Origin of the sequence: Thiopseudomonas alkaliphila, assembly GCF_001267175.1 — a bacterium.
GTDB lineage: Bacteria > Pseudomonadota > Gammaproteobacteria > Pseudomonadales > Pseudomonadaceae > Oblitimonas > Oblitimonas alkaliphila.
This window is the reverse complement of sequence record NZ_CP012358.1, coordinates 260,549-274,219: the sequence shown is the minus strand read 5'-3', so window position 1 is coordinate 274,219 and position 13,671 is coordinate 260,549. Positions and strand designations below refer to the sequence as shown.

The window sequence follows — 13,671 nt, the reverse complement described above, 5'->3', positions numbered from 1 at the left end:
CCATTGCTCTTTACTACTCATCATCATGGATTGACCACCCTTAATAGGGGATTTTAGGCTAACAAAATGAAAATAATGTATTTAGGTGTATTACTTATTTTTTTAGGCGTTGGCTGCCTTTCTGGACAAATTTATTACGATTGGCTAAGCGCCATTATTAACCGCGAAGCCCTTGGGGAAACCTCTTACTCTTTAATTGCTGGCATTTTAGGTTATATCTCTGCTGGATTGCTGATTTCAGGGATGGTTCTGCTGCCCTTATCGCTACGCTCTAAGGTCAAACAAATGCCGAACAAGCCAGCACAAAAAACCAGCCATCAACATAATTCTTCCACTGTGCGTTAACTGTACTATTAACTGGCTGGGCGAATTTTATTGATTAAATAACGCAGATCAAAACCTAACTGAGCTGTCACTTGCATGGCTCGGTTGCGCAGCGTCGCAAGATCTAACTGGGCACTATCATGCTGCGGCACTAAGACAATCACATTGCCATCGGTTACAGGAATTTCCCAGTAATTTCGCCCAAACACCCCGCGTAAAATAGGTGCACCTAAGGGCTTCCCTTCCCAGGTTGCCCACTGATTAATAATCAACCAACCACCAGGCTCTAGTAGATCATAACAATGCCGTAAAAAGCCCCACTGCAAATGCCCTTGATCAGGCCCCTCTTCTAGATACAAATCAACAAAGATCAAGTCGCTCCGCTCCGCACTGGATAACAGCCGATGGGCATCACCAATGCGGATCGTTAACCGCTCATCCTGGGGAAATCCCAAATACTGTTCAGCTAAACGCAGCACCTCGGCGCGTAGCTCAATCACTTCAACATCAAATAGATCAGGTAAAGCCTTTAAGCAAGCATGGGTGACGGTCCCAGCCCCTAAACCTAAAAATAATGCGCTCTCAGGCTGCGGATGCAGTAGCGCAGCTAACAGCATGGCCCGCGCATAGTCATACTCTAACCAAGCCGGATCGGCAGTCAGTACACGGCTTTGCTCAGCTTGGGTTTGGCCAAACTCTAAAAAACGATACAGCCCCCGTTCAACCACACGAATCAAACCGTGCTCATCCTCAACTTCGGCTAAAATTTTGGGCGCTCGAAACAGTTGCCTCACCGCGTACACACTCCTACTCTTACACCAGCTAAGTGAACTGACTTAGCCAAAACAAAAAAGCCTGAGGATAATCCCTCAGGCTTTGTGCGCTACAGACTCCATCTTAAGCAGACAACTCAAGCAGCAATTTATTCAAGCGCTGAACATAAGCCGCCGGATCCTTGAGATGATCACCCGCGGCTAATGCCGCCTGATCAAACAAGACTAGGGCTAAGTCAGCAAAGCGCTGCTGATTCGCTTCGGCATCCAGCTTGGCGACCAAGGGATGCGTTGGGTTGATTTCAAAAATCGGCTTAGACTCAGGCACCGCCTGACCACTGGCTTCTAAGATTTGGCGCATCTGCAAGCCGAGATCTTGCTCGCCAATAGCTAAAATAGCCGGAGACTCAGTTAGGCGATGGGACACTCGCACCTCTGCGACCTGTTCTTTCAAAACTTCTGTCAAGCGCTCAATTAAGCCCTCTTTTTCTTTAGCCACCGCCTCTTGAGCTTTTTTGTCCTCTTCTGAATCAAGGGCGCCTAAATCTAAATCACCCCGTGCTACGTCAACTAAGGCTTTACCCTCAAACTCGGTGAGATAGCTCATCAGCCACTCATCAATACGGTCAGTAAGCAACAGCACCTCAATACCTTTTTTACGGAAAACCTCAAGGTGTGGGCTATTTTTTACCTGATCGTAGCTTTCACCGGTTAAGAAATAAATCTTATCTTGACCTTCCTGCATCCGCTCTAGGTAACTTGCAAGACTAACATTCTGCTCGGCATTGCCATTATGGGTTGAAGCAAAGCGCAGTAAACCGGCTACTTTTTCTTTGTTAGCAAAGTCTTCGGCAGGGCCTTCTTTTAACACTTGACCAAAGGCCTTCCAGAACGTCTGATAATCTTCTGGTTGATTCTTTGCCATTTTCTCCAGCATATCCAGCACTCGCTTAGTCAGAGCGGTTTTCATGCTATCGATCACTGGATCTTTTTGCAGAATTTCACGGGAGACGTTTAAAGATAAATCGTTAGAATCGACAATTCCTTTGACAAAGCGCAGATACAGCGGCAAAAACTCTTCTGCCTGATCCATAATAAATACCCGCTGCACGTACAACTTTAAGCCTTTAGGTGCCTCGCGGTGATACAAATCAAAGGGCGCACGCTTAGGAATGTATAACAATGAAGTATATTCAAGCTTGCCCTCAACCTTGTTATGACTCCAAGTTAATGGGTCTTCAAAGTCATGGGCTACATGTTTATAAAACTCTTGATACTCTTCGTCTTTCACTTCAGAGCGTGAGCGAGTCCAAAGCGCACTAGCGCGGTTGACCACTTCCCACTCTTCACTTGCCTGCTCCTCTTCAGCATTGACTTGTTTTGGCAATTCAATCGGTAACGCCACATGATCGGAGTACTTGGTAATAATGTTGCGCAAGCGCCAGCCATCGGCAAACTCAGTTTCATCGTCTTTTAAATGCAGAACAATTTTAGTGCCGCGGCTTTCTTTAGTTATCGGTGACAGATCAAACTCACCCTCGCCTTTAGAACTCCAAAGCACACCTTGCTCAGCACTTTCACCGGCACGACGGGTATACACATCCACCTGCTTCGCTACGATAAAGGCCGAATAGAAGCCCACCCCAAACTGACCAATTAATTGCGAATCTTTTTTCTGATCGCCGGTTAAACTCTTTAAAAAATCTGCAGTACCTGATTTGGCGATGGTACCAAGGTGTGCGATCACCTCTTCGCGATTCATCCCAATGCCATTATCTTCAATGGTTAACGTCTTAGCCTCTTCATCAAAGCTAACGCGAATTTTTAGTTCCGGATCTTCCGCTAATAACTCTGGCTTAGCCAAGGCTTCAAAGCGCAATTTATCGACCGCATCTGAAGCGTTAGAAATGAGTTCACGCACAAAAATTTCTTTGTTGGAATACAAAGAATGAATCATCAGATGCAGTAATTGTTTGACTTCAGTTTGAAAGCCAAGGGTTTCAACACTCATTGTTTAAACTCCGCTAGTTACGACCGATAGGTTTTAGATAGCTCAGTTATGGGGATTAATCTTTAGTAATTCAAGGCGTTAGCTAGCGGATTAGTTTTTTCACTGAATACTATTGCCAATCAATCGCTTTTTTAGCCCCAATCCCAGCGATAGAAAAATAAACGCTTTTTTTAGAACGCTAGGTTTGAGTCAAGGCAGCCTTTCGCGTAGACTACTCTCCCGTCTCGTGCTGGCTTGGTGTCTGCTTTTTTCTAAAAGCGATACTGGTTAGCCACTATCGCTTTCCTTGGTGGACATTCCACCTACACGCTAAATCCAGGTACTTATATGACGCGTTATATCTTCGTCACGGGCGGTGTTGTTTCTTCATTAGGAAAAGGCATCGCTTCCGCATCCTTAGCTGCAATTTTGGAAGCACGAGGGTTAAAAGTCACTTTACTAAAGCTTGACCCTTACATTAACGTCGACCCCGGCACCATGAGTCCTTTTCAGCATGGTGAAGTATTTGTGACCCATGACGGCGCAGAAACGGATTTAGACTTGGGCCACTACGAGCGCTTTGTTCGTACTACCATGACCCAAAATAACAACTTCACCACTGGCCGTGTGTACGAAGACGTGATTCGTCGCGAACGTCGTGGCGATTATTTAGGGGCTACCATTCAGGTAATTCCTCATATCACCAATGAAATTAAGCGCCGAATCATTAAAGGTGCTGGCGATGCAGACATCGCAATGGTCGAAATTGGTGGCACTGTGGGTGATATTGAGTCGCAACCCTTCTTAGAGGCCATCCGTCAGCTGCGAGTGGAAGTAGGTGCCAAACGCGCCATGCTCATGCATTTAACTTTAGTGCCTTATATTGCTACTGCCGGCGAAACCAAAACCAAGCCTACACAGCACTCAGTTAAAGAGCTGCGCTCAATTGGCTTACAACCTGACGTGCTTGTCTGCCGTTCAGACCGTTCAATTGACGTCGACTCTCGCCGTAAAATTGCACTGTTCACCAACGTCGAAGAGCGCGCAGTCATCAGCCTGCCCGATGTCGATACCATCTATAAAATCCCAGGCGTATTACATAGCCAAGGCGTAGACGACTTTGTTATGGAGCGCTTTGGTTTAGAGTGCAAGCCCGCTGATTTATCTGAGTGGGACCGGGTAATTGATGCCAAGCTTAACCCTACCGAAGAAGTCACCATCGCCATGGTCGGTAAGTACATGGAACTGCTCGATGCCTATAAGTCGCTTATTGAAGCGATGAGCCATGCGGGAATTGAAAACCGTACCAAGGTTAACCTGCGCTACATTGATTCAGAAGAAATTGAAACTAAAGGCTTAGCTGCACTGAAAGATGTGGACGGCATCTTAGTGCCTGGTGGCTTTGGCTTGCGCGGGGTCGAAGGTAAAATTAAAGCCGTGCAATATGCCCGTGAAAATAAAATCCCTTACCTTGGCATTTGCTTAGGTATGCAGGTGGCGGTGATTGAGTTTGCGCGTAACGTTTTAGGCTGGAGCGATGCTAACTCCACAGAATTTGATAAAGACTCGAGCCATCCAGTGGTGGGCCTAATTTCTGAATGGCAAGATGCTTCAGGCAGCAAAGAGCAGCGCGACGAAGCAGCCGATCTCGGCGCCTCTATGCGTTTAGGTGCACAAAAGTGCCAGCTGATGCCAGGCACCAAAGTACACAGCAGCTATGGTGCTGATCTAATTGAAGAGCGTCACCGTCACCGTTATGAGGTGAACAATACGCTTCTGCCACAACTAGAAGCAGCAGGACTGATTGTCTCTGGTCGTTCAGAAGACGGCGCTTTAGTTGAAGCAGTTGAAGCCCCTGATCATCCTTGGTTTGTGGCCTGCCAATTCCACCCTGAATTTACTTCAACCCCACGTGACGGCCACCCACTGTTCCGTCAGTTCGTTAAGGCTGCAGTTAAACAAAAGGCACTTAAAGCATGACGCAAAAAGTAATCCGTGTCGCAGATATTGAAATCGCTAACGACAAGCCCTTTGTCTTGTTTGGTGGCATTAACGTACTTGAGTCACGGGACTTAGCAATGCAAGCCTGTGAAGAATATGTACGAGTGACTGAACGCTTAGGTATTCCCTATGTGTTCAAGGCAAGCTTTGATAAAGCCAATCGCTCGTCCATTCATTCATTTCGTGGCCCTGGCCTTGATGAAGGATTAAAGATTTTTCAAGAAATCAAAGACACCTTCAACGTTCCAGTATTAACTGACGTGCATGAGCCCTACCAAGCGGCACCGGTAGCCGAGGTCTGTGACATTATTCAGTTACCCGCGTTTTTATCACGCCAAACTGATTTAGTCGTGGCAATGGCGAAAACTGATGCAGTGATCAATATCAAAAAAGCACAGTTTTTAGCCCCCCATGAAATGAAACACATCCTCACTAAGTGCGAGGAAGCCGGTAACGAGCAACTGATTTTATGCGAGCGTGGCTCGGCCTTTGGCTATAACAACCTCGTTGTCGATATGCTGGGCTTTGGCATCATGAAGCAGTTCAACTACCCAGTGTTCTTTGACGTGACCCACTCGTTGCAAATGCCAGGCGGACGCAGTGATTCCGCAGGCGGTCGCCGCGCGCAAGTCACGGACTTAGCCAAAGCTGGCATGAGTCAAGGATTGGCGGGGCTTTTTTTAGAAGCCCACCCTAACCCTGAGCAAGCCCTGTGTGATGGCCCTTGTGCACTACGTCTAGATAAGCTCGAGCCTTTTTTAACTCAGCTCAAACAGCTAGATGATTTGATTAAAAGTTTTTCACCGATTGAAACGGCTTAATGCCCCCACTTTGCTCGCCAGCGGCTGAGGGCGAGCAACAGTTTGTTTATTACGGAGAGTCCAACCCCATGGCAAAAATTGTCGACATTAAAGGTCGCGAAGTCCTTGATTCACGCGGCAACCCAACCGTTGAAGCGGATGTTATTTTAGACAATGGCATCATTGGCAGTGCCTGTGCACCTTCAGGTGCTTCGACTGGTTCGCGTGAAGCATTAGAGCTACGCGATGGCGACAAAGCACGCTACCTCGGTAAAGGTGTATTAAAAGCCGTCGCCAATGTTAACGGCCCAATCCGTGACGCCCTCTTAGGTAAAGATGCGACTGAGCAAAAAAATCTTGACCAAATCATGCTTGACCTAGATGGCACAGAAAACAAAGCCAACTTAGGGGCCAATGCTATTCTCGCAGTGTCTTTAGCCGCAGCTAAAGCAGCAGCACAAGCTAAAGGCATGCCGTTATACGCACACATTGCCGAGTTAAATGGCACCCCTGGTGTATATTCAATGCCCGTTCCGATGATGAACATCATCAATGGCGGCGAGCATGCTGACAACAACGTGGACATTCAAGAGTTCATGATTCAGCCAGTCGGCGCTAAAACTTTTGCCGATGCTTTACGCATGGGTGCTGAAATTTTCCATCATTTACGCGCAGTATTACAAGGTCGTGGCCTTAACACCGCAGTCGGTGATGAGGGTGGCTTTGCGCCAAACCTTGAGTCCAACGAAGCCGCGCTTGGCGCTATTGCTGAAGCAGTAGCTAATGCCGGTTACACCCTAGGTGAAGACGTTACCCTCGCCCTTGATTGTGCCGCAACTGAGTTCTACAAAGATGGCCAGTACGATTTAGCAGGTGAAGGCAAGCAGTTTGATGCCACAGGCTTTGCAGACTATCTCGCAGGCCTCACTGAGCGTTTCCCAATTATCTCGATTGAAGATGGTATGGATGAGTCCGACTGGGATGGCTGGAAAGCTCTGACTGATAAAATCGGTGACAAGGTTCAGCTGGTGGGTGATGACCTGTTCGTAACCAATACTAAGATTCTAAAGCAAGGCATTGAGACCGGCACCGCCAACTCAATTCTGATTAAGTTCAACCAAATTGGCTCGTTAACAGAAACCTTAGAAGCCATTCAAATGGCAAAAGCTGCAGGTTATACCGCAGTTATTTCACACCGCAGCGGCGAAACCGAAGACAGCACCATTGCTGATTTAGCTGTTGGTACAGCTGCAGGCCAAATCAAAACGGGTTCTCTCTGCCGCTCTGATCGTGTAGCTAAATACAACCAATTGCTACGTATTGAAGAGCAGTTAGCTGGTAAAGCACCTTACAAAGGTCGCGCTGAATTTACCCGCTAAGTTAGAATAAATTCATCTGATTTATTCGCAATCCCGAGTTGACTCAGCTAAAGTCGCTCGGGATTCTTTTCTCTCTATATGAACCCAAATCACCATGATTAAGCGCCCCTACTTATCTATCTTTATTGTCCTGGTTGCGATCGCAGTTTTTTTACAGTATCAACTGTGGAATGGTGAAGACGGTATCAAAGCTGTAGAAAGACTAACTGAGCGCATTGCAGAGCAGCAAGCGGAAAACGAAACGCTACTTGAGCGTAACTTGGTGCTAGAAGCAGAAATCATTGAACTGAAAAAGGGCCTAGAAACCGTCGAAGAAAGAGCTCGTCAAGAACTAGGCATGATTAAAGACGATGAAACTCTCTACTTAATTCTTCCATGAACGCACTCCCTAACTTTTGGTTAATAATTCCTGCTGCAGGCATAGGTACCCGAATGGGCGCCTCACTCCCCAAGCAGTACCTTACAGTGGCCACACAAACTATTTTAGAGCACACTGCAGACTGCTTTTTAACTTTGCCTAACTTACTCGGTGCAGTAATTGCCACCTCGGCCCAAGATAGCTATTGGCCAACTTTAGCTCTAGCACAACACCCTAAAGTAATTAACTGCTTAGGCGGTAAAGAACGAGCCGACACCGTCCTTCTTGCTCTAAAAACGCTTCAGAGCCATGGCGCCCTAGCCGATGACTGGGTACTGGTACACGACGCAGCTCGCCCTAACTTGGCACAAAATGACCTGTTTAAATTACTGTATGAAGTGAGTCAGTCAAACGCTGCCGGTGGCATTTTAGCTTACCGCGCTAAAGATACACTCAAGCTTCAACAGCCAAACACTCAAAGACTTGCAAGCATTGCAAAAACTATTGATCGTAGTGTTATTTGGCATGCTCTAACTCCACAGATGTTTCGCCTAAACACCCTACTCGAATGTCTCGAATATGCTTTACAAAAAGGCCTTAATATTACTGATGAGTCCTCAGCAATTGAAGCGGCGGGCTTAAGTGTCCGCTTAGTTGAAGGCCGTAGCGACAACTATAAAATCACTTACCCTGAAGATTTAGTCATTTTCCAACAACAACTCGCCTCTACTGCCGAAAGCTAATAGCCAATTACAATCGCCTAATGAGGTGTATTGAGCTAAGTTCATACTCATTATTTTTCACTAGCAATAACAATCAATCAGATCGAATATCATCTACAAATCCCTCTGCATTAATCTATAACTATACGAACCACTGTTTCAGATGAGCGCTGGATAAGTGACACACGAGCCTGTCTGGGCAAGCACCACTTGATAGTTTTTATGAAATAAAGTATTTATTGCTTAGGTTCTGAGTAGCGTACTGCCATTACTCATTTTATTGAACTTTTAGCGCTATACTGAACTCTTAAAGCACATTAAATACCACGATAAATTATTTTTCTGCTATAGCTACACCTCATACGTTAAGGAAACATCATGAAAAAAACATTACTAAGTTCACTGATTATTGCTGCCTCTTTAGGATTAGCTGCTTGCGACTCTGCAGAGGACAAACAACAAGCGGCTAAAGACTCTTTATCCGATGCAGCCACTTCAGTCAAACAAGCAGCCAGTGAAACTTCAAGTGCCATTAGCCAAAAAGCTGAAGATGCTAAAGAGGTGATGGCTGACAAGCTAGACGATGCAAAAGATGCTGCTAAAGATGCGCTTGATGACAGCCAAGAAGCCACTGACAAGCTTAAAGAAAAAGCAGAAGATCAAGCAGCTAAAGCCAAAGACGCTGCTGAAGATGCCAAAGAAGCAAGTAAAGAGGCTGCTGAAAAAGCTAAAGAGGCAACTGAAGCAAAACTAGACGCGGCTCAAGAAGCTGCTAAAGAAAAAGCTTTAGATGCAAAAGCAGCTGCCAATGAAAAAACTGAGGCCCTTGAGCAATCGGCCAAAGATAAACTTGATGCCGCCAAAGAAAGTTTAAACGCAGAAAAAACGGATGCCAAAGCTAAGCTACAAGAAGCTAAAGATGCAACCAAAAATGCATTTGAGTCGGCTAAAGAGAAAGCAGAGCAATAATTTATTGCGCTAATCTAGCTAATTTTAGTTAGGTGTTAAGAAAAAAGAGAGTTCAAGGCATTTTGGACTCTCTTTTTTTGTGTTGAGCAGCTATAGTTTTAAAAATTTTTCACTTTTAAAACAAGGTTGATCTAAATGCTACATCGTATCGTAGTTGTGGGAGGAGGCGCTGGCGGTTTAGAGCTAGCGACTCGCTTAGGCCGAAGCTTAGGCAAACAAAAAAAAGCACGTATTACCTTAGTTGACCCCAACTTAACCCACATTTGGAAGCCCCTACTCCATGAAGTGGCTACCGGCTCGCTTAGCACAGACAATGAGCTAAACTATGTGGCTCAAGCCAAATGGAATCACTTTAACTTTCAAATTGGCCGTCTAACTGGATTAAACCGTACCGAGAAAACCATTGAGCTAGCGGCTACCTATGATGAGGCCGGCCATGAGTTAGTACCGGCTAGAACCTTAGGCTATGACACCTTAGTGATTGCAGTAGGTAGTCTAACCAATGACTTTGGCACTAAAGGCGCCGCTGAACACTCGATTTTTTTAGATAGCCCAAAACATGCAGAATCCTTTCATCAGCAGCTCTTAGGCGAATACCTAAAAGCCCATGCCAAAGAAGAAGAAAGCACCGTCAATATCGCCATTGTCGGCGCTGGCGCCACCGGTGTAGAGCTAGCCGCTGAGCTGCGTAATGCCGCGCAACAGCTATCAGCCTATGGCTTAAGCAATATTCGCCCAGAAAACATGAAGATTCACCTGATCGAAGCAGGCCCCCGAGTCCTTCCTGCTCTTTCCGATAAGATCGCCCGCGAAGCACATCAGCAATTACTCAAATTAGGCGTAAATGTACAAACCTCTTCAGCGGTTGAGGAAATTACTGCTGAAGGCGTGCACTGTAAAAATGATGTGTTTATTCCAGCCTCGCTAAAAGTTTGGGCTGCCGGAGTACGCGCACCTAAGTTTCTAACCCAATTAGATGGCCTAGAAACCAATAAAATTAATCAGCTGGTGGTACGTAATACTCTACAAACCACTTTAGACGATAATATTTTTGCCATGGGCGACTGCGCAGCCTGTCCATTATTTGCTGGCAGCGAAAAAAATGTACCACCTAGAGCTCAATCGGCACACCAGCAAGCCGCTTTTTTAACTAAAGCCTTAAAACTGCATTTAAATAAGCAACCTTTACCCGATTATCTGTACAAAGATTATGGCTCACTCGTATCCCTATCTAAATACAGTGCCGTAGGTAATATTATGGGCGGCCTGATGCGCACCGTAAACGTTGAGGGCTGGTTAGCCCGCATGTTTTATATTTCGCTCTACCGTATGCATCAAGTGGTGCTATTTGGTGTGTTTAGAACCGGGTTAATGATGATTACCGATAAAATCAGCAAACGGACTCATCCACGAATGAAGCTACACTGATTAAGCACTCTTGCTTAAATTAGGTTAACCCAACAGCCATCAATAGAAAGTAACTGACTTTCTATTGATGCTAAGCAGCGCGACTAACCAAGCACTGTGACATCCTAACCTTTTAGGCTAAATAACGTAAGGAGACATCATGCGTTCAGTTAGAAGCATCTTAGTTGTATTAAACCCTGCCTATGAAGAACCGCCGGCCCTGATCCGTGCCAAGCATATTGCTCAGGTAACCCAGTCTGATCTCTACTTATTAGCCTGCGATAAAGACGGCACCCAACATCAATCTGTGCAGCAATTGATAACCAAATTACGCGATGAGGGCTTTAGCGTAAAGGGTGAGGCCAGCTGGCATAACTCCTTCCATGAAACAGTAATTCAAGCCCAACAAGCTTTTAACTGCGGCTTAGTGATTAAAGAGCACCATGCCGAAAACCCACTGAAAAAAGTTCTGTTAACCCCTGAAGACTGGAAACTACTGCGCTTCTGCCCTGCTCCCGTATTAATTGTTAAAACCACCCATGATTGGTCCAATGGCAATGTATTAGCCGCGGTTGATTTAGGTAATACTGAGCCTGAACATCGCGAATTACAGAACAGTATTGTCTCTACGGGGCTAGAGCTAACCCAAGTCACTAAAGGCAAACTACACCTGTTTACCGCTCACCCCTCGCCTATGCTGTCAGCTGCTGACCCCACCTTCCAACTACGCGATACCATTGAAAATCGCTATAAAGGGCTGTGTGACAGCTTAGTCAGCTTATTTGACTTGGATCCCGCTTTAGTCTCACTCAAAGAAGGTCCAGCTGATCTTTTAATTCCACGCACTGCTGACGAAGTAGGTGCAGTGCTCACGGTCATGGGTACTGTGGCACGCACGGGTTTGTCTGGTGCTCTGATTGGTAATACCGCAGAGGTCGTGCTAGATAGCATCCAAACAGATGTCTTAGTGCTTAAACCTCAAGATCGAATTGAGCAATTAGAGCGCGACCTAAAAAATAAAACTTAATTTCATTTAATTTTAGCGATAAAAAAAGCTGGGAGCTTATGGCTACCCAGCTTTTTTATTAGCAGCGATGCTTAAGAAGCGGCTTGAATCTTTTTCAGTTCTTCATCCCGCAACTCACGGCGTAAAATTTTACCTACGTTTGTAGTGGGTAATTCATCTCTAAACTCAATTTCACGCGCTACCTTATAACCGGTTAAGTTAGCACGCATATGCTTAACTACTTCATCTTTGGTTAAGGTTACGCCAGGTTTTAAAGCTAAAAATACTTTAACTTTTTCTCCCGTTTTATCTGAAGGAATACCAATCGCCGCACTTTGTAAGACGCCTGGAATTTTAGCTAGCACATCTTCTAACTCATTGGGATACACGTTAAAGCCTGACACTACAATCATGTCCTTTTTACGATCCACAATGCGCATATAGCCATCTTCTTGAATCAGCGCAATATCACCGGTTCTTAACCAGCCATCGTCACTTAGCACTTCTTTGGTTGCTTCTTCGCGCTGCCAGTAGCCCTTCATCACTTGCGGACCTTTAACGCAAAGCTCACCCGCTTCACCCAGAGGCAATTCAACCCCTTCTTCGTCAATAATTTTACATAGGGTAGAAGGTGCAGGAATACCAATAGTACCTAACTTAATGGCTTGAATAGGGTTTACCGAAACAATAGGACTCGTTTCAGTCATGCCGTATCCTTCACAAATTTTTGAACCGGTTAACTCCGTCCAGCGCTCAGCCGTAGCAATTTGCAGCGCCATACCACCCGATAAGGTGAGCTTTAAACGAGAAAAATCTAACTGACGGAATTTCTCGTTATTGCACAACGCCACAAATAATGTATTTAAGCCCACAAAACCTGAAAAACTGAATTTTTTCAGATCTTTAATCATGCTCGGTAAATCTCGCGGGTTAGTGATCAGCAAGTTGTTATTACCGGTAATCATCATCGCCATACAGTGCAGCGTGAAGGCGTAAATGTGGTACAGCGGTAAAGGAGCAACTACCGTTTCTTTACCCTCTTCTAAGTTACTGGCCATTAACACCCGAGCTTGCTGCATATTGGCAATCAGGTTTTTGTGGGTCAGCATGGCGCCTTTTGCTACGCCAGTGGTACCGCCAGTATATTGCAGTACCGCAACATCATTTAAGTCTGGATCAACATTACGCGCCGCTTTAGCTGAGCCTTTTTTCAGCGCATCATTAAAACTAATGGCGTTGGCAATATGGTAAGCCGGCACCATTTTCTTCACGAATTTCACTACATTATTGACTAAGAAGCGTTTTAGCGGTGACAACATATCACCTACTTCAGTAATCACTACTTGCTTAATTTGCGTCTTCGGTAAGACTTCCTCAACCAAGTGCGCCATGTTGGCTAAACACACAATTGCGGTGGCACCGGAGTCAGTAAACTGATGCTCCATTTCACGGGCGGTATACAGCGGGTTAGTGTTCACCACAATCAGTCCGGCACGCATCGCACCAAACACTGCAATCGGGTATTGCAGTAAGTTAGGCAGTAAAATAGCAATGCGATCGCCTGGCTTTAAATCGGTATGGTTTTGAATCCACGACGCAAAGTGCCCAGATAACTCATATAACTCACCATAGGTTAATTGCTTACCTAAGTTAGTGAAGGCGGGATTATTGGCAAATCGACGGCACGATTCAAGCATCACCGCTTGGATATTGGGATACTCTTCTGCATTAATTTCTGTAGGAATACCTTCAGGGTATTTATCTTTCCAAAAACTCTCAATCATCTACCTGCTCCTACGATGTATTGACTAATCATATGCTTATTACTGCTAGCCGGGCAGTTTTTTATGGCTAAAGACTAAAACGACTAGCAATTTTCTGTGCTGATCAGTAGCAATGATCGCTGTTACAGAAAGACTAGAACGCTTGTTTAAAAAAACGA

Annotated in this window: 12 protein-coding genes; 9 read left to right on the top strand and 3 right to left on the bottom strand. The window is 45.5% G+C overall.

From position 1 onward, the window contains the following. Nucleotides 1-66 precede the first annotated feature (66 nt). On the top strand, nt 67-345 hold the full coding sequence (locus AKN87_RS01350) for a hypothetical protein (protein WP_148561481.1): 279 nt from the start codon (nt 67-69) through the stop codon (nt 343-345). A gap of 8 nt (nt 346-353) precedes the next feature. Here the strand turns inward: AKN87_RS01350 and AKN87_RS01345 are convergent, their stop codons facing one another. Then, on the bottom strand, nt 354-1,109 hold the full coding sequence (locus AKN87_RS01345) for a spermidine synthase (protein WP_053103595.1): 756 nt from the start codon (nt 1,107-1,109) through the stop codon (nt 354-356). A gap of 112 nt (nt 1,110-1,221) precedes the next feature. Further along, entirely contained in the window at nt 1,222-3,108 is a 1,887-nt protein-coding gene (gene htpG, locus AKN87_RS01340; protein WP_053102238.1) for a molecular chaperone HtpG, read from the bottom strand. 327 nt (nt 3,109-3,435) lie between these two features. On the opposite strand from htpG, the gene AKN87_RS01335 reads away from it, so the two are divergent. The 8 genes from AKN87_RS01335 to AKN87_RS01300 all read left to right on the top strand — a co-directional run bounded on the left by AKN87_RS01335 (nt 3,436) and on the right by AKN87_RS01300 (nt 11,750). Then, on the top strand, nt 3,436-5,067 hold the full coding sequence (locus AKN87_RS01335) for a CTP synthase (protein WP_053101697.1): 1,632 nt from the start codon (nt 3,436-3,438) through the stop codon (nt 5,065-5,067). Next, nucleotides 5,064-5,909, top strand: a complete 846-nt coding sequence (kdsA, locus tag AKN87_RS01330; protein WP_053102237.1) for a 3-deoxy-8-phosphooctulonate synthase — start codon at nt 5,064-5,066, stop codon at nt 5,907-5,909. The genes AKN87_RS01335 and kdsA overlap by 4 nt, the downstream gene beginning before the upstream one ends. Before the next feature lie 68 nt (nt 5,910-5,977). Continuing rightward, entirely contained in the window at nt 5,978-7,267 is a 1,290-nt protein-coding gene (eno, locus tag AKN87_RS01325) for a phosphopyruvate hydratase (protein ID WP_053103594.1), read from the top strand. Between the two features lie 97 nt (nt 7,268-7,364). After that, on the top strand, nt 7,365-7,646 hold the full coding sequence (locus AKN87_RS01320; RefSeq protein WP_080995572.1) for a septum formation initiator family protein: 282 nt from the start codon (nt 7,365-7,367) through the stop codon (nt 7,644-7,646). Continuing rightward, nucleotides 7,643-8,368: a 2-C-methyl-D-erythritol 4-phosphate cytidylyltransferase gene (gene ispD, locus AKN87_RS01315; protein WP_053101694.1), complete on the top strand. Its 726-nt coding sequence runs from the start codon at nt 7,643-7,645 to the stop codon at nt 8,366-8,368. The genes AKN87_RS01320 and ispD overlap by 4 nt, the downstream gene beginning before the upstream one ends. Before the next feature lie 357 nt (nt 8,369-8,725). Beyond that, nucleotides 8,726-9,316, top strand: a complete 591-nt coding sequence (locus tag AKN87_RS01310; RefSeq protein WP_053102235.1) for a hypothetical protein — start codon at nt 8,726-8,728, stop codon at nt 9,314-9,316. A 135-nt stretch (nt 9,317-9,451) separates the two neighbouring features. Next, on the top strand, nt 9,452-10,744 hold the full coding sequence (locus AKN87_RS01305) for an NAD(P)/FAD-dependent oxidoreductase (RefSeq protein WP_053101692.1): 1,293 nt from the start codon (nt 9,452-9,454) through the stop codon (nt 10,742-10,744). A 139-nt stretch (nt 10,745-10,883) separates the two neighbouring features. Continuing rightward, complete coding sequence (locus tag AKN87_RS01300) at nt 10,884-11,750, top strand: universal stress protein (RefSeq protein WP_053102234.1); 867 nt, start codon at nt 10,884-10,886, stop codon at nt 11,748-11,750. 71 nt (nt 11,751-11,821) lie between these two features. Here AKN87_RS01300 and fadD1 read toward each other — a convergent pair whose 3' ends face one another. Beyond that, complete coding sequence (gene fadD1, locus AKN87_RS01295; protein WP_053102233.1) at nt 11,822-13,513, bottom strand: long-chain-fatty-acid--CoA ligase FadD1; 1,692 nt, start codon at nt 13,511-13,513, stop codon at nt 11,822-11,824. Nucleotides 13,514-13,671 lie beyond the last annotated feature (158 nt).